Source organism: Serratia sp. BIGb0234 (genome assembly GCF_024809915.1).
GTDB classification, from domain to species: domain Bacteria; phylum Pseudomonadota; class Gammaproteobacteria; order Enterobacterales; family Enterobacteriaceae; genus Serratia; species Serratia liquefaciens.
The window spans coordinates 1,097,466-1,113,763 of record NZ_JANUEI010000001.1 but is presented as its reverse complement, the minus strand read 5'-3'; the positions used below and the strand labels follow the sequence as shown (position 1 = coordinate 1,113,763).

General features: G+C 53.2%; 18 protein-coding genes. 1 reads left to right on the top strand and 17 read right to left on the bottom strand.

Annotated features, from left to right (window positions below; translation table 11 throughout):
* Positions 1 to 26: 26 nt before the first annotated feature.
* Entirely contained in the window at positions 27 to 299 is a 273-nt protein-coding gene (locus tag M2407_RS05540) for a hypothetical protein (protein ID WP_259217019.1), read from the bottom strand.
* On the bottom strand, positions 296 to 1,306 hold the full coding sequence (locus tag M2407_RS05535) for a hypothetical protein (RefSeq protein ID WP_259217018.1): 1,011 nt from the start codon (positions 1,304 to 1,306) through the stop codon (positions 296 to 298). Before M2407_RS05535 ends, M2407_RS05540 begins: the two co-directional genes overlap by 4 nt.
* Before the next feature lie 550 nt (positions 1,307 to 1,856).
* On the opposite strand from M2407_RS05535, the gene M2407_RS05530 reads away from it, so the two are divergent.
* Entirely contained in the window at positions 1,857 to 2,726 is an 870-nt protein-coding gene (locus M2407_RS05530; RefSeq protein ID WP_259217016.1) for a hypothetical protein, read from the top strand.
* 95 nt (positions 2,727 to 2,821) lie between these two features.
* Here the strand turns inward: M2407_RS05530 and umuC are convergent, their stop codons facing one another.
* The 15 genes from umuC to M2407_RS05455 form a co-directional block, all read right to left on the bottom strand.
* Positions 2,822 to 4,090 (bottom strand): translesion error-prone DNA polymerase V subunit UmuC, encoded by a 1,269-nt coding sequence (gene umuC / locus M2407_RS05525; protein ID WP_259217014.1) that lies wholly within the window; start codon positions 4,088 to 4,090, stop codon positions 2,822 to 2,824.
* On the bottom strand, positions 4,090 to 4,512 hold the full coding sequence (umuD, locus tag M2407_RS05520) for a translesion error-prone DNA polymerase V autoproteolytic subunit (protein ID WP_044550118.1): 423 nt from the start codon (positions 4,510 to 4,512) through the stop codon (positions 4,090 to 4,092). Before umuD ends, umuC begins: the two co-directional genes overlap by 1 nt.
* Before the next feature lie 644 nt (positions 4,513 to 5,156).
* Positions 5,157 to 5,852: a hypothetical protein gene (locus M2407_RS05515; protein ID WP_259217012.1), complete on the bottom strand. Its 696-nt coding sequence runs from the start codon at positions 5,850 to 5,852 to the stop codon at positions 5,157 to 5,159.
* Between the two features lie 23 nt (positions 5,853 to 5,875).
* Positions 5,876 to 7,003, bottom strand: coding sequence for a contractile injection system protein, VgrG/Pvc8 family (locus M2407_RS05510; protein ID WP_259217010.1), 1,128 nt, complete (start codon positions 7,001 to 7,003; stop codon positions 5,876 to 5,878).
* A 3-nt stretch (positions 7,004 to 7,006) separates the two neighbouring features.
* Positions 7,007 to 7,222, bottom strand: a complete 216-nt coding sequence (locus tag M2407_RS05505) for a tail protein X (RefSeq protein WP_259217009.1) — start codon at positions 7,220 to 7,222, stop codon at positions 7,007 to 7,009.
* Entirely contained in the window at positions 7,197 to 7,655 is a 459-nt protein-coding gene (locus tag M2407_RS05500; protein ID WP_259217007.1) for a phage tail protein, read from the bottom strand. Before M2407_RS05500 ends, M2407_RS05505 begins: the two co-directional genes overlap by 26 nt.
* A complete protein-coding gene (locus tag M2407_RS05495; protein WP_259217004.1) occupies positions 7,655 to 9,274 on the bottom strand; it encodes a hypothetical protein in 1,620 nt (539 codons plus the stop codon). The genes M2407_RS05500 and M2407_RS05495 overlap by 1 nt, the downstream gene beginning before the upstream one ends.
* A 102-nt stretch (positions 9,275 to 9,376) precedes the next feature.
* Complete coding sequence (locus M2407_RS05490; protein ID WP_017892549.1) at positions 9,377 to 9,676, bottom strand: phage tail assembly protein; 300 nt, start codon at positions 9,674 to 9,676, stop codon at positions 9,377 to 9,379.
* 58 nt (positions 9,677 to 9,734) lie between these two features.
* Positions 9,735 to 10,241, bottom strand: coding sequence for a phage major tail tube protein (locus tag M2407_RS05485; RefSeq protein WP_259217002.1), 507 nt, complete (start codon positions 10,239 to 10,241; stop codon positions 9,735 to 9,737).
* Complete coding sequence (locus M2407_RS05480; RefSeq protein ID WP_259217001.1) at positions 10,238 to 11,779, bottom strand: phage tail sheath C-terminal domain-containing protein; 1,542 nt, start codon at positions 11,777 to 11,779, stop codon at positions 10,238 to 10,240. Before M2407_RS05480 ends, M2407_RS05485 begins: the two co-directional genes overlap by 4 nt.
* Before the next feature lie 52 nt (positions 11,780 to 11,831).
* Positions 11,832 to 12,560: a tail fiber assembly protein gene (locus M2407_RS05475; protein ID WP_259217000.1), complete on the bottom strand. Its 729-nt coding sequence runs from the start codon at positions 12,558 to 12,560 to the stop codon at positions 11,832 to 11,834.
* A complete protein-coding gene (locus M2407_RS05470) occupies positions 12,557 to 13,903 on the bottom strand; it encodes a phage tail protein (protein ID WP_017892545.1) in 1,347 nt (448 codons plus the stop codon). Before M2407_RS05470 ends, M2407_RS05475 begins: the two co-directional genes overlap by 4 nt.
* Positions 13,903 to 15,051, bottom strand: coding sequence for a phage tail protein I (locus M2407_RS05465; protein WP_259216998.1), 1,149 nt, complete (start codon positions 15,049 to 15,051; stop codon positions 13,903 to 13,905). Before M2407_RS05465 ends, M2407_RS05470 begins: the two co-directional genes overlap by 1 nt.
* Positions 15,041 to 15,955, bottom strand: coding sequence for a baseplate J/gp47 family protein (locus M2407_RS05460; protein ID WP_259216996.1), 915 nt, complete (start codon positions 15,953 to 15,955; stop codon positions 15,041 to 15,043). Before M2407_RS05460 ends, M2407_RS05465 begins: the two co-directional genes overlap by 11 nt.
* Positions 15,930 to 16,289 (bottom strand): GPW/gp25 family protein, encoded by a 360-nt coding sequence (locus tag M2407_RS05455; RefSeq protein WP_122078803.1) that lies wholly within the window; start codon positions 16,287 to 16,289, stop codon positions 15,930 to 15,932. Before M2407_RS05455 ends, M2407_RS05460 begins: the two co-directional genes overlap by 26 nt.
* Positions 16,290 to 16,298 lie beyond the last annotated feature (9 nt).

The window sequence follows — 16,298 nt, the reverse complement described above, 5'->3', positions numbered from 1 at the left end:
ATTAAGCACGCCCCACACCCTAAGCATTAGTCCCGTATGTAAACGCTGACATAGTGCTCATAGCAGTCGTCGCAAATGAAACCTAACTCTACCTCATGGGTGGCCGGCTCACCACAGTCGCAGGTTTCGCGGGAGATTCGGTACCAACTCTGACAGTCAGGACAGCGCGGATTTTGCTGATTCAGCTCGTCATCGACAGATTCAAAATCAGCCTCGGAGGTAGTGCACTCGCAATCCATGCACTCGAACTTCTGTTCTTCGTCAGAACCGTTTCTTTCCCACATGTTTACGCTACTCATGACCGCCCCCCTAGGTTGAATCCAGGAATCTGCATTACGGGCGGTGGATCAGGATTGAACTCGCTGAAATGCTCCTTCAGGATCGAGCCGAATCCGTTTACACGGAGGTTCTCGATGATCACATAGCTAAGCGGCGCTACGCCATGACTAATCCGCACAATCCGGTCAGAGGTATTACCTAGCACTTCACGAACGATTTTCTTCGAGTAGTCATCCCCACCGTCAATAGACAAAAGCGCACACTGCACAGCACCATAGTAGTCGCTTTTGAAATGCAGGAACTCAGCTAATACACGCATTGCTTCGGGTTGCTTGTTTTCGTACGCCATCAGCAGGTACTCAACACACTCAACCTTATAGCCACCAGCGTTCGAGGCAAGGAACACACCAGCCAAATACTGGGAGTAAACATGGCCTTGTTTTGCAAGCGACTTGTATTCCTCAATGGAGTTTTCGGGCGTCCACACTGGAGGGTGCAAGAAAATTTCTTTATCCGTATGGTACTCATCACTCATTGGGTCGTAATCAAGGTTCTCCGCAAATGCGGCTTTGAATCGGGCTATAACCTTGTTCCGAGCATCGCTGACTAGATCAGAATAGGAGTGGCCATACTGCTCTTTGGCATAGGTTTCGAAAGCAACACCGATCTTTGTCCCCTCTGGCACAGCCTTTAGAGCTGCTTCGCGAAGGTCTTTGACCTTTACCTTGATGTCCTTATTGGGAATCGACAGGGTGAGCTGGGAGGTATCAATCGCCTTAACGAGATGATGAAATGGATTTTGCTGATCCATAAGCCTTGTGAGCTCGATGCCCCTCTCACTTAGCGGGGTATTTGCCCAAGCGCTCATCTTCTCTTTACGGGTTTTGGGCTCACGGCTATCAACGCCAACCCGTGAACTAGGCAAGATGAAGTCTTTACTGTCAAAGACCTTCTGGCGAATCGGAGGGTGATTTTCCCCCAGGACTGTCAGGGTGATTTCTTGCAGGCTTGCAGCTTTCGTGTTCATAAGCACGTTCTCCAAAATTAGGGCTTTTGGATATTGCCAGGCCACGAGACAAGATCACTTTGCCCAATTGGGAAGGTATCTCATTCACACTGTTCACAGCTTGTTCGCTTTTACGACGGTTTGATTCCCATAGGTGGCCTACAGACATGGGGTCAGCCATGCGAGCCGCTAGGATATACCCACTATCTATGACTGTCAAACGTGAATAACAAGGGGTAATACTAGCGATGGGGAAGTCTAAACTGAGCAAATGACCGCTCTTCGCTCACAGCGGATCTTCGCTTGTCCGTTCCGTGCCAATAGCGGATATTCTTCAAATAAAATAATTAAATTGGTAATTATTTTTTTGATGTCAATTAACGGCTCTTTTTTAGTCTATTTTTTTCGCTGCTATGAGAAAACGAAAATGTTATAGGTCTAAGGCAACGATACCTAAGGACTTAGGGTAAAATGAGCGGAATACTAATAGTTAATATTTAATGACTCACTGATTAATTATAGTATTATCACTATCTTCAAGAATTTCCTAACTAGGGAAACTATAAATCTAATGATTGGAATAGCTCTTCAGAATGCCTTTCGCAAAGAGTCATTGGCTGCTAGTGGTGAAATAGCACTATTCCGTGCATTTATCCGTGCGTTCAATGCACTCGGTTCCAACGCATTGGCACAAGAATATCATGGTAATCGTTATCAAGTGAAATTTGGTGCTACTCGAGGTGCAGGACGACCAGTCCCTCGCTGTGAATTATGTGACGTAATGATCATCCATTACCCAGTGGGAAACCCTAGTGCTGCACGCGTTACTTTTAATCAAGCAAAGGTCTCTTCTAACTCATTAAAGTGTGCTCCAATGGTGTTTGCACCATACAAATTTCGTGCAAATTTAGAGCAGTGGGACTTACTATCAAATCGCCCCTCAATAAGTGCTACTTCAGCAAAAATTCATCTCCCCGACGATCTACTTTCTAGTGCCCTACTACCATCAGTAGGTACATTTGGAGTTTTTTATCCTAAAGGTCCGGGGTTCGATTTTGCTTACTTTGTTGCGAACGGACTTAGTCCTTTGAAAAACGGTTACAAGCCGTCGGGTACACTCCAGTGGAAAACTCGATTAGGGCAAGTTCGCAAAATTGGTCATTATGAAGAGATAACTGCAACTTGTTGTATGGAAACCTTTGGGCGGTCACTTGAATTGGGCTTGATAGGTACACCTCTTCAGCAGGTTTTATATGGTTCAACTGGAGCCACTGAAATGCGAATTTGGTTGGGAAGTGTGCTATCGTCACTCAGGGAAATACACCCTGATTCTGATCTACCTAATGAGTTGATCGAAGGGTTTGAATTGCCACGCGAAGAATCCTCTTGGAAAGTTGAGCGATCAACTCCACGTGCTGTAGTATTGGTCAGAACTGAGTAGCCATTGCTTTCGTAATAATTGTAATTGTAGGTAGATAAGTACTAACTACCGTTTTTCGCTCAAAGCTGACTGCCAGATGAAATTTTGTCTCTGGTTTAGTACACCCGAGCGCGTGGAAGGTCACTAAGCCGTGTCGTGTATGCCGGTGAAAGTAGCTCACGCTTCATTGACCACGACTGGTGTGCCCCTTGCCCAGCGAACCATAGCTGGGCCCTGCCCGAGTTATTGATCCGATCAAGTACACCCATCAGTTGCTCACTGTTATGCCGTGGTTTGTACTCATCGAACAGCCCTAACTGAGCCACGCCTTGACTGTAAAAATCCTGCAGCATCACCCCGCCTTTTTGATATCGGTGGCCGGGTTGCCAAATCGCATCAAGGCAACGCATAGCCGCGGCGATGATGTCGCGAGTGTCCTGTGTAGGCGTGCTCAGTTTTATGCTTGCGGTGTTACCGTAGTATTCCTCATTGATGGCGAATGGGCTGGTTTTAAGCCAGGCGCTGACATGCCGGCAATACTGACGTTCCTCTCGCAATTTCTCCGCTGCACGTGTCGCATACATGCAGATTGCCTGATGCATCTGGTCATATTCAGTGATTCGATCACCAAAGCTTCGGCTGCAAATGATCTGTTGCTTAGTCGGGGCGAATTCTTCAAGCTCTAGGCAAGGCTGACCGCGTAGCTCCCGCACAGTCCGCTCTATCACAACGCTAAAGTGTTTGCGGATCATCGTCGTGCTGGCATCGGCCAACTGCAGCGCGGTTTCGATACCCATCATGTTGAGTTTTTTCGATATCCGCCGGCCAATACCCCAGACCTCATTCACCGGCAGTAAGTCCATAAGTTTGCGCTGGCGCCCTTCGTTGGACAGGTCCACAACCCCGCCAGTCTTGTCCCACTTCTTCGCCGCAAAGTTGGCCAGCTTCGCCAGTGTCTTGGTTTGGGCAATGCCAACCCCGACTGTTAGGCCGGTATTGCGTAACACTTTAGCCCTCACCTGGCGGCCAAAGGTTTCAAGGTCGATACAGTTACGCACGCCGGTCAGATCCATGAAACTCTCATCGATGGAGTAAATTTCTACGCGCGGTGCCATCTCTTCTAAAACGGCCATCACTCGCTGTGACATGTCAGCATAAAGCTCGTAATTACTGCTGAACGCTATCCCCCCAACGCTCTCAAATTCACGCTTAATTTTGAAATAGGGTTCCCCCATTTTCAGGCCCAGAGCCTTCGCCTCCTTGTTCCTGGCAACAACGCACCCATCATTATTCGAAAGAACGACAACGGGCCGGCCGCGCAGGTCTGGACGCCACAAGGTTTCGCAGCTCGCATAAAAGCTATTCACATCAGCAAGCGCATACATTACTTAAGCCTCGTTATCGATGACACCACGACGCCTATCACCTCCAAATCGTCGCCGCTGTCATGGAGTAGGATCGGCTCATACTTTGGATTCATTGGCTCCAGCTGCGCGCGCGGATGTAAGCAGAGACGTTTCACAGTGAACTCGCCGGCGATGCTGGCAATAACTATATCGCCATGAGCTGGGCTGATACTGCGATCGACAACGAGCATAGAGCCCTCCGTGATGCCCGCCTCCAGCATCGAGTCGCCGGTCGCATAGAGGAAATAGGTCGCGTTAGGGTGGCTGATGCAGTACTCGTTCAAGTCGATACGTGAACTGACGTAATCAGCTGCAGGACTGGGAAAGCCCGCTGGTACTTTATCGGAAAACAGCGGGATCTCTAGTTTGGTGGGGTTTGGTGTTGGATAAAAGAAAGTCATAATGTTGCCCTTGTACTGTGTTTTTATACAGTATAAACGCAAGTTTTTAGCGGGGGAAAGTTCGGAAATCTCTCAGAAAGGTAGGATATTGATCGGTAAAGAAAGATATTTTTGATGAATGAAGATGAAGTTCTTCCAGTATCTGGCCTACGTGAATAAGTACACAAGCACGATAAAAACTTAAGCCATTATACGTTCCCCCAACACAACTGCAGTTCTGTGTTCCCTACCGAGGCATTTCAATGTACAGACAAGTCTGGTAGTCACCTGGCTAATCGTAAGCGATCGTTTTCAACGATCAATCTGCAACTAATTGATCGGCAATACCCATTTGCAACTCCAAGATAATACACGCACCATTAATAATGGTTTTCATATGGAGGTGTATCATGTCTGCACACAACATGACGTTTTGCAGAACGTGTGGGTTATGGATAGCTGAAACCACCGGTTGGGCAAACGGCGAACCGAGCTACTGTGAGAAATGCAAGCCACCATCAATTTTAAGACGTGCTGCGGCAAGATTCGGAAACATTATCCGAACGATATTTATTGGTATGATTAAAAGATAAAAAATCCACCAGCACCAGGGATACTAAAAGAGGCAGATTATCTGCCTCTTTTCTTTATAAACTTCAATGTAATTATGGTACCGATGGGGCCATATCCCCAAACGTATATTTAACGCTTACCCCCCACGCTACTCCCTCTTTGTAATCTTCTAAAACTCCGGAAACGATATCCATTAATTTAATGGGAGCGCCAACAATGGCCAATATCATAACAGAATGCTGACGCCAGACTCCGCCGACCTTTTTACTTGTCGTCCCGACACTTAACGTATACTGCAAAGGGATCCCCGAGCTATCACAGGGTATTTTCCCCAGCGTGATATCAACAATGACCGCACCATTAGCCGTACTTGGTACTCGGCTAAGCATAAGGGTATTTTTCACTCTCCAAATGCCGCCCGTTTCACTAAACGCGTTATCCTGAGTAAAGTCAGGCCCCGCGCCGGTGCTTACATACGTGCCGGTAATACCCACGCAAGGGGCCTTGTAACGGTCTAAAATAAGTCCCGCGTTACTATTACTTAGCAAGTTATTCGCGCTGGGGTCTAACTTGATATCACCAGGCGATCCCCCATCGAGTAAATCAACGATATCTTTTATTGTCGCCGCCTCAGTCACCCCTTCATTAACAACGGGAACTAAAGCAGTGAGGTTTAATTTATCAGTAGGTGGCAGCTTGGATATTGACAATGATAATTCATTATCTTGAATGTTTTGGTAAGCTGATTTTGATTGTTGTGCAGAACGGACAAGCCTTAACTTTTCCATCATTTTACCTTACTTGAATAGCGTTAATCGAAGTAGCCAATGCCATCGGATTTCTTTTCTTTCTTCGCAGCTTTCGCTTTGCTCTCTGCTGGCGGTTTAATATCAGTGACCAAGTTAAACGCCATCGCCAGGCCTGAGCTGCTCAAAGAAAACGCGAGGGACTCGATTAACCAGGTGCGATCCTCCTCCTCACCAAATCCCGCCGTTGTTATCCGACTTTCGGCAGTCAACAGCACATACTGCGGCCGGCCCGGCCCGCTTAACGTCATTCGCCTTTCGTTCCGGTTGGCCTGCGTCATTTTTGATTTGGCGCTGCTGTCCGCCTGGGCTTTGCTCGGCTGCGTGAAGGGGTTGGACTGGTCAGGCCCATCATGCTCCAGTGATTGCGTTTTCGTTCGACCATCAGCGGGGTCGAAATAGGCAACGTTCACTTTGCCCTTTTTGCCCTTACCGTCCGCCGTCTTCGCCGGCTTTCCCGTTGTGGCCCCGCGCTGGCCATCCGAATAGCTCCACGAGGATAGCGCCTCCCGGGTTATCGTTACGTTACTGAGGGCACCACCGCTGGCGGTGGTCGCCTCCCCCTGCTCCAGGAACAACCAATAACCGCCGGCGGCCTTGCTCACCGCGTTATGCGCACGTGCCAGGCGGGTCATCAGCGCCGCGTCGGACTCTCTCACCTGGTCAATGTGTTCTATCGCGATGCTGGCCAACTGCGTGGCTATTTTGGGGATGAGGCCATTATCAGTTGCCACCGTTTTCACAATGTCCCCCAGCGTCACGCCGTCCCAGCTGCGGCTTTTCTGGCTCTGTACATCACCTGGCTGTTTTTGCGCGTTCATTGGGGCCGATGTGGCGTAAAGCTGGATCTTGCGCGGTGGCCCGCTACTGGCGCGGCCAGACACCACAAACCAGCCCTTATCGACCAACTGGCCATTAAAGCCCAGGGCGACGCTCAGGCGGGCGCCTTTGGGGGGGAGTTTTAGCGTTTCAGACAGGAGGGTAATTTGCAGTTCGTCAGTTTTGCCCGTGGCGCCGCCGTTGTCCGTTATGCTGATATCAACCAGGTTTTCACGAATGATCGCGGTTATATCCTGCCCCTCCGCAATAATGCGGAATTCTGGCCGGAATTCGGCCGGCTGTTTTTGTTGCATCGGTTAATCCCATAGCTGGATCGGTGATTCAGGCGTTGGCGTCTCTATGTCAGGTAGGGTGATGATTAACCCTGCCGGATAAACAGCCCCCATCGCCGCCAGTTCGCGATTAGCGTCTAAAACCGTTACAACGGTCTGCGAAAGGTTCTCCGTGCCGTAGTGGGCCGCACAGACGGCATCCAGCACGTCACCCTCACGGGTTAGATAATTCGTCGGCATAGTGTTTTATCGTGATCGAGTAGGTTTTCTTGCGGGGAGCGCCGCCAGGCAAAAACGCCGGCGTCGTGTCGGTAAAATCGGTAATAACCCACCAGCCCAGCACATCGCCGGCGCTACTCACCAGTTGCTGAGGCTCGGCCTTGTCGGCCAGGTCATAAAGCGTATCAATGCTGGCCACACCGTTTCGAAACTGGGAATGCGCTTCCCCGTCCATTTTGACTGTCCGGGCGGATTTCCCGGTGTACTGCAGTAAGTCCTGTTTGCCGATCCGCTCCTGCTCACTCCAGCGCCAACGGGCCTCCCGCGTCAGCTGGTTATAGGTCGCCGTGTCGATAGAAAACTCAAAGGTGCCGAGCATCATCATAATGCTGGCGCTGTCCGCCGGCCGCCGTGCATCATAGGCGCCCGTGATCGTGCCGATAATGTCCACCATTACCAGGCCTCCGCTGGGTCATGCATCGCATTGTTACCGTTGAATACATCCATACTTTTCATTGACGACACTGCGCTATCTGCCACCGCTTGCGCGTCCTGGCCAGGTTGAGCGATCACTGTCATGTTGACCTCTTGCCGGCGATTGTCCGTCATCGCCGGCTTGTCGCCGGCGGCGCCCTGATTGGTCAGTGAAGACAGGAAAGAAAAGGCCCCTTCTAACGGATCATCACCCTTGTCAGTTTCCCCGATAGCGGCCAGCATCCGATCGTCGGTCTTATCCCAATATGCACCAGGACTCATAATCCGCTCGCTGGATAATGAATATTGCGCATCGCTGTAAATGCCCTGCAGTGCCTTCTGCTTCTCCGGGTCCTTCAAAATGGATTCCAGCCAGGCAGATTGGCCCCGCGTTTGGGCAAAACCACGCGCGCCCTCGATGTCCCCTTTACCAAGAGATCGCACAATGGCTTTTTTGGCGCTCTGCTCATCGGGCAACAGCCAGGCTAATTTTCTGGCGATGGCCAGAAACAACTTTGTGACCGTCATTATCCCGTTGGCGAATTCCACCAGGTTCGGGATCCATTTGTTCCTGATCGTGGTGGAAATGATGTCGATGCCGCCATTTTTGAACCAGGCGGAAAGCTCATCGGCCAATTGCGTCACCTTGGGCGCCAGCGAACCGCCCAGCTTGCCGGCGATTTCCTCCACGGCCGATCCCCACACGCTACGCAGATTACTGAAAGCAATATTGCCGCGAATGGCGCCATCAGCACCCTCCTTCGTGACCAGATTGTAATGCTTCTGCTGATCCATCATCTCCTTGTAACTTTTGCCGGTCAGGCGCATGTACGTCAGGATTTTATTGGCCTCACCTCCCATCAGCATATCGACCGCGGACGCCGCCTCCTGCTCGTCTTTGTGCGTTAGCGCGCGCTCCATGATTTTTTCAAACTGCTGCTCATTGGTCAGGCCGGCAAAATCGCCGGCGCCAAATTTCAGCATCTTGAAAGCATCGTTAAGCGAGGATTGCTCCCCGGTCGCCTTGTATTCGCCGGCCTTGTTTTTTAGCTCCTCCAGGAGGTCCCCAAAGTTCTCCCCATTAAGTCCCATCTGTTTCCCGAAACTGTCCCAGGCGTTATACGTCTCGATGCCCACGCCGTAAGTTCTCGCCTTGCCGACGGATTCAGCGGTCCGGGCGTTCATATTCACAGGGGAAAGTATGGCGCCGGCCGCTGCCGCCAGTGCCCCGCCGCCGAGGGTCATCCCGATCCCCGCTTTCAGCGTTCGACCTGCCGCCGTTTTAGCGCCGGCGCCAAAGCGGCGCAGGCGTTCGGCGCGCTGCAGGTCACGATTTAAGGCCACCTGCGCGGCATCCGCTTTTTTTATCTCGCGTGTGATGCCGGCATAGTCCCGTTTTAAACCGGCAATATCCTTGCCGGCTAATTTGGCCTGCTTCATTTCTAAAGCCAGGGCTTTCTGTTGTTTGGTCAGCTTCTCCGATTGCTTCTCAACCGTTTTCAGCCCTTTGTTAAGGCCGTCCGTAGACCGGCCCCAGCTGGAATCGATATTGCCGCCGAAACTGATAACAGCTTTTAATTTTTGGCTAAGTCCGGCCACGATTGATTATCTCCACTTCAAGCACCAGAAAATCACTAAACACGCTGAAAGGCATGTTCAACCAGTCGCCCAGCGTGTAATGCAGCCGGCGCCCCAGCAGCCTTAGGCCTCGCTGGATGTCGATTTCTCCCGCTTTTCGGGCGGTAGCAAAAAATCGTTAAACATATCCTCCAACTGGGAGAAGTCCGCCGAGGTTAGGTTCTCTACGTCCCTTACGTTCATATCGCAAAGGTTGGCGATCATGGCCACCTCGTTCTCCAAGTCATTCCCTTTCATCCGGGAGAACTCGATACGGTCCCGCACCAGCGGCTCCCGCATGAAAACACGGGTAAGTGCGCTGCCGTCTTCGAGGGTCAGCGGGGAATAGAAAGTGATCTCTTGTTTGTTGGCGGGGTAACTCATAAATAACTCCAATAAAAAAGCGGCCCGGGGGCCGCTTGATAGCGAGGATGATTAAGGGTTAAAGGCGGATTTTGGCGGCAATGCCGCGCAACTGATCCACGCCATTCACACGGCGAATAAAGCGCTCTGTGTCGATTTCGAACAGCTCGCGGCCTTCAAACGTTTGTTTGTAGTAATTGATCGCGATTTCGACCGTGGTAGCCTTTTCTGACAGCGCCTGGTTATCCCGGGCGTCAGGCGTAATTTTGGAAACAAATCCCTCTATCTCGTCAATCGAACCCAGCGCCCGGCCGTTACTGAGATAGCCCCCGTAGGCCGCAAAGCGATTGCGATTACCCGTCACAAAACCAAATCGGGTCAGCATGTCCGTATCGATGCCATAAAACTTGATCTGGCAGGTTAGCGCCTCCATCCCGTCATCCATCGGCGTGGGGGCATCCTGCGCGCCGGTGCGCAGGTCTGTTTTGACGATCGACAGCTCCGGCGGCGTGTACTCATGCGCGCCCTGGATACGAAAACCGCCAGCGAAAAATGTCCAGGCTCTTACCGTTGCTTTATCGCTCATACCGTCCCCAGCTCCTCTACTGCATATTGGTTGTTAATGCGAACCCGCATCGTGATCCGTTCTGTGGGTGATTTCGGCCCAAAGTCATAATCGATATAGACCTCACCGGCCGCCAGGGTTTCGGCGGTGTTCAGTTCCTCATCCAGCCAGGCCCGGCCGCCAAAAATGGCTTTGAGCTTGGTCAGCGTGCGCATATAGGAGTTAATCGTGCCCAGGATGTCATCGATATTCTCCAGGTCGAGCGGCCGATCGACGTATAGCAAAGCCGTCTCCTGGATACTGTCCTCGATAACGTCTGCAGTACGTCGCACTGATTCAAACTGCCATTGCGGATCCTGGATACACAGGCGGTTGCCCCAATGCTTAAAACCATCACGGCGGATAATGGTCGTGACGTTTTCCATGTTCAGTAAGTTGGCCTGGCAGTTGCGATCGCCGAGGATAAACTCGTCCACTTGTTCAACGCCGAGGATATTTGCGATCGCCTGATTGGACTTGCTCCACCACCAGCCCTTTTCTAAATCAATCCGCGCGCGCAGGCCTGCAGCCGACGCGGAATAAGGGCGAAAGGCGATTTCACCGTTGGCTTTCACTTTCGAGACACGCGGGCGTAACAGCTCCACCCGGGCGCCATACGTTTGGCGACGGGTCACAACTTCCTGAGGTGTGGCCATCGATTCACAATCAACATAGGCCACAGCGCGCAATTTGTTTGCGGCCGTTTCCAGGGCCTTCCCGATCGCGTCGTCTTCACTGAAACCCGGGGCAATCAAAATGCGCGGCCGGTAACTGGAGATCGATTCGCTTAATGACCAGGCCCCCATAGCGGCGATCAGACTGGCCCGCACGTCGGGATCCACCGCAAATTTCTGCTCTGTGAGCAATTTCGCCCCGCCTTCGGTCGTTAACTTCACGCCCTTTTCCGTACTCAGCACGGCAGCGGCTTTACCTTCCGCTTTATCCGCCGCACGCACGACAATGATCAGCGCGTTCGTTTGGTCGGTAATGTCCGTGATCGCCTCGCCCAGGGTGCCGCCGGCGCCGAGGGCGCTTAATTGGGTGCCGCCAATCACGGCCACCGGTGTATTCAGCGGAAACGGCTCATCGGTCCCGCCGGCTAACAGGGCCGTGAATGGCGCCACAATCCCCGGCGCCGTGGTTTCAACGGCAATGATTTTGCTATCAGCCACGGCTTTCACCGCTGCTGCCACCTCGGCCGCGGTCGCGGTTATCACGCCCTCAGTATCTGCGCCCAGGATGATCGACAGCACCCCGGCCGCGTAGCTGGCCGAGGTTTTCGCCTCTGCAGCGCCGGCGACAGCCTTAACACTGTACTGATTACCCAGGCGCCCCGGCGCTGAGGCGTTAAACGTCAGCTCATTATCCAGTAACGGGGTGCCCGTGGTCCGGCTTGCTACCGTCCCTTTAGACGCGTTTGGCGCCGTCCCCACCAGCCCGATAATCGCGGTCTGAATGGTTGTCACGGCTACCGAGCCGATATTTAGCTCTATTGTTTCCACACCATGTAAATCTGCCATTGTTATCTCCAGGCATAAAAAAACCGCCGGCGGCGGTCAGGGGGTTGTTTTATCAGGCTGGCAACACGGGCCAGGGGATATCGGGGGCCTGGCCGATATCAACACGGCTTAACAGCACGCGGTATTTTTTCCAGTTGGCCAGGCGTTGATCGTCGCCCTCTTCGCTAATCCCAGCCTCTGCAGCGTCATTAAGCAATTCAATCTGCTGATCTGCCTGCTGCCGCAACCGCTGCCGGGTTTGCGCGGCTTGCTCTACAGCGGCCCGCTGTTGGGCGTCAGTATCTGTTACCCACTGCTCACCGTCCCACTGGTCCCAGGGCGTTGCCGGCGGCGTAAAGGTGCAGTCAGGGGGCAAGATAAAATAGGCATCGGGCACTGCCTGAGGGCGACCGTCGGCGGTGTAATACGTCTGCCCTGATCGGTCTTCAATTTGCTGCCAGGCATCGCCCGTATACAAAACCGCATGGCCAGGTTCTGCAGGCGGCGGCGCGACGGTCACAGCCCATTCAGGCAGTGCGGCCAGCTCCATCATGACAAACTGATTGCCACGCTGATCCCAATAGGTGGATCCGCGCACATCGGAAATATACGTCCAGCTCGTGCCGTCCCATACGCCCGCCTGTCCTGCCTTCGGGTTGCACTTCAACGGGGTGCAATTCGCCGGCAGTCCCGTGTGCGGTGCTACGTAAAAATTGAGGGAGCCGGTAAAAATGCCGGCATCATCAAAGCGATAAACCCATACCCAACGGGGAATATCCGAAAATTCAAAGCTCTCTGTCATGCCAGCCTCACAATGTAGTTAAATGCTATGTTATCAACGGTGTTTTTCGCGGCGCCAAAGGCATCAATGCGTAAACCGTGACCGTGCCACCCTAACGGGAGGTTGTGTTTATGCGGGGGAACACCTTCAATCAGCCCGTAATCAGTAAACCCGCGATCCTGGTCAATGGTGTGACGGCTACTTGTCCCACCATCCAATGAGGTATTGGAAGGGTAAGAGCGCAGTTTCGGGCTATATCCTCCGCTCTCTGTTGTTTCTGGTGAACCCAGGTCCGTTCCGACCACCTCACCGCCATGCCCGTGGCTTTTAACCTCACCATCAGCCAACGATAACGGGCCGCGATCATCCGGTTTCCCCAAAATGGTCCGGCCTCGCATGTCGGGAAAAACACCCGACGGGAACGCCTGCGCCGTGCGCGGATAGGCGTTTTTATCAAAGGCCTGTCCCAGCATTAAGGCATGGCCAGGCGGCGGGGAATCACCCGAAAACGGCAGCGGCACAATCGGTTGCTGTTCTTCTATCGCAAACGTCCCGGCTTTACTTCTCAGGCCTCCGGTTTGGGTATCAAACTCCCATATGCATTCCTGGCCACTGTCGCCAATTGCATGGATAACCGGATGGGCGTGCATATCAACGCCGGGCATTAGATAGCCAAAGCTAACGGCCGTTGGCCATCCCTTGGCCTTTCTTGTTCCGCGCCCCTTCACCAGGGGAACATACGCCCCCCCAGAATTAACGGGCCATTGATAATCAGGCGAATAAAACGGGGCGTGGTTGTTTAACTGGTCCTTATACATGCCAGAACCTTCCGGCACGCCGCTTGTGCCATTTGCCTGGAACATTGGCGCGCCCAGATCGCCCGTCGCCGTGTCGCCCTTCCTGAAAAGATAACGGGCGTCCGCTTCTTCAATCGTCAGCACCGATACATTCGGATCAATCTCCAGTACCACGCTTTCCGCGTGTACCAACGGCATAGCAAAGCTCACCACCAGCTCTTTTACTATTGAGTCGTTCTGCTCCGGTAGATAGGTATCGGGATAGGCGCCATAGGCAATCAGAACGCCGGCGCTACTCATCAGCCCAAACTCCCGGACCACTTTCCCTGGATAATCGCGGGCGTTTATAACTGCCTGGCCGGCGATCATGCCGCTACCCGATTCCCCCTGCGTAAAGGGCACATCCCCAAATTTATTGACCAGTTTGGTTACTGCAGGGTCAGGGGTCACAGATACCCCACCACCATCACCAAATGCGACGATCGGGATAGTGACCACCTCGCCGGCCTGATAAGCCGTCTCTATCGCCTCGGCGCCGACAGCGGTTAAAATTAATCCTGAGGCCATTATTTTTTCTCCACTTCAATCACAGCAGCCGTCGAATAATCGTTAGGGTCCCACGGCGAAACGCTGCCGGTTGTCACAGAGGTCAACCGCACAAACCGGCTGAAATTTGAGGGACTCCCCGGGGAGGCAGTGACCCAGCGAGCTTCCTCCGAGGTTGAACCCATCCAAAACTTGCGCCAACCGTAGGCAACCATGTTTCCCCACTCCCCCCACAGATGCCCCATTTCGCGGACCTTTGTTCCGCCGGCTTGCGGCCAGCGAATTAAATCCTCAACTAGGCACATTCTGCCGCCCTGTTTTTCAATAAACGCGGGCATCTCAGACTGGCTAAGCTGAATATCTGCCGGCGTGGGAACAAGGTAACGAGCAGGGTTGATTGCGTGGCTGATCGAGCGGTTCCGGGCATCCGTCCCCGTGATAGCGACGGCCCCGGGACCGGTAATTGTTACCGTTCCGTCACTGGCCACCGTCGCCGGGCCTGTTACGTGCCAGGTGATCGCGCCAAAGTTGCCTTGCGTTACCAGCGTATAAACGGCCCCAGCAAACGACGATGTAGGCGCAAACTCCGACGTCATCCAGCCGTTGATATGTACGCCGATAAACTCAAACACGGGGATGATTGAGAATGACTCGGACGCAATCATGTAGCCGGCTAAAATCGCCTTACCGTCCAGGCTGCCTTTAAACGACACATCGAACCAGGAGCGCAGGTTTTTACCTTTCATTACCGCGCTTTTCAGGTCCTGCACGTCGGTTAACGTGATCGGCCGGTCGTCCTGGGTCACATCGAGAGAGAACGTGTAAGGCTCCCCCCGGGGCGTTTTTTCGAACCACTCGACTACATCGCTGGCGAACGGTGAAGAGGATAACGACATTTCGATCGCCGCCCGGGTCCCCCTGTGCCGATGGATATACGCCGCCCGGGCGATTGCCGCCCGTTTCTCCTCCTCTGTCCAGTCCGTGTTCCAGGTGTCCACGCTGTACTCCCACGCCAGCCACGGCAGCAGCTCAACAGGGCACAACGCCGGATTTTTCACTATCCGGATCAGGTCAGGGATAGAGAGCACCTCCTCAATTGTCGCCTGCTCCAGGGCGCGCTCTTGCGGGATGGCATTGGGCGGGAGGAGGGTTTTAAATTTATTCGGCATTAATGATCACCTTACGCAGGGTCACTTTTGAGCATCGCGGCGCCTGCCCCATTGCCATGCTGATATCTGCGGCGGGTGAAAGCAGCTTTACCGTCACGATCCCGGCTTGATGCAATGCGCGGTCAATAGCCGAGCACGACACCAGCCGGCCGAGACGGTTAACAATGGCCAGGTACTTGGCTAGCTCATCCTCTGCCGCTTTCATCACCATGTCAGTGTCCGGGCCGTAGGGGATCTGGATATCTGCGGTGACTTCAAAATCCACCATTTCCGCCGGCTTCACCGTGACAAAATCGGTCAGCGGCCGGATCTCTTTTTTATTGACCGCTTCGGCTACCTTTTTCAACACCTCCGCCGACGGGATCCCCCCATTCGTGCGGGACAATACATAGAGATACACCTCACCAAGCCGTTGATGATCTTCGGGACCGTATGCCCGAACATCTAAAACGTCAGGGTCTGCAGACGCGGCAAAAAAGGTGTAGGTGTTTTCGGCGCCGGCGGTACTTAACCGGGACCAGGCCAGTTGTATCCGGGTTCTAAACGCCTCGTCGTCTTCATAGACCGGCGCCACTGGCGGGACGGCGTTCGGGTCACCCGGTGTTATCAGCAAGCGCAACACATCAAAATTAGCGCCCAACTGGTCCAGGTCGTCCCCTTTGGCGCTGGCCAGTAATACAGCCCGAATAGAGTCATTCATGCCCTGGCGGATCAGTGTTGAGTGATACGCCAGGACCTCCCCTTGTTTAAACACCGGGTCAGACTCCAGCAAGGCATCATAATCCGGGTCCAGCTCGCGGAGTCGCGCCAGCCAGCCGGCAAAAATCAGCGCGGGGTCAGGGACTTTCACCGCGTCAGGAACGGGCAATTCTGAAAGGTTAATCGTCGCGGAATTGGTCGCCATTTATCGTTAACTCCTCCAAAGTGATCGGGTAGCCCGTTTCTGTGTTAATGCCGTAAATCGTCAAATCAAATTGCCCGGCACCGTCAAACTGTACCGCCACCGTTTTCACCTGCAGACGCGGCTCCCACTTCGCCAGGGCGCTGGCCGTGGCGGCGATGATATGCACCCGCGTGCTTTCGTCCTGGGGATTGTCCACCAGGTCCAGTAAATCGCTGCCGTAATCCCGGACCAGAACGCGGCTACCGATCGGCGTGGTCAGGATGTCAAAGACGGACTGGCGCAAGTGAGCGGTTCCCGCCAAGCGTTTACCGGTGGCTGCATTAACTCCCTGCATAGTGCCCCC